The organism is Pedococcus sp. P1_H8 (assembly GCF_056405175.1).
On the sequence record NZ_JBFUCP010000164.1, the window covers coordinates 1 to 494 of the forward strand.

Consider the following 494-nt stretch of genomic DNA (forward strand, 5'->3'; position numbering starts at 1 on the left):
GCCGAGGATCACSCGGCCGCCGGAGAGGTGGTCGAGGGTCAGCGCGTGCATGGCGGCACCGGTCGGCGTACGCGCGGACAGCTGCGCCACCGAGGTGCCGAGCCGGATCCGCTCGGTGCTCGAACCCCACCAGGCCAGCGGGGTGAACGCGTCGTTACCCCAGGACTCGGCCGAGAACACCGCGTCGAACCCCGACGCGTCGGCCTCGGCCACCAACTCCTGGGCGTTGGCGGGGGGCTGCGCGCCCCAGTACCCAAGTTGCAAACCGAGCTTCATCGACTGCCTCCATACATGGTGATCAGAACTCACTATTGCTAGTGGAATAAGAACCTGTTCTACTCGACTTTGTGACCATGAGGAAGAGTTCACTGGAACTAGAACCAGATTCGGCGGGCCAGGAGCGGCCGCTGAGCGCGCCGCTGCACATGGCGTTCAACTACACGCGCTCGGTCGGACCGACCATCGGCGCATTCGTGAACGGACTGCGGGAGCAT

At 65.1% G+C, this 494-nt stretch carries 1 protein-coding gene; it reads right to left on the minus strand.

Features of this window, described 5'->3' with window-relative positions; genetic code table 11:
- A partial coding sequence (locus tag AC1DYG_RS19405) for an LLM class flavin-dependent oxidoreductase (RefSeq protein ID WP_477641489.1) occupies window positions 1-276 on the minus strand: 276 nt, incomplete at its 3' end.
- Between the last annotated feature and the right edge of the window lie 218 nt (window positions 277-494).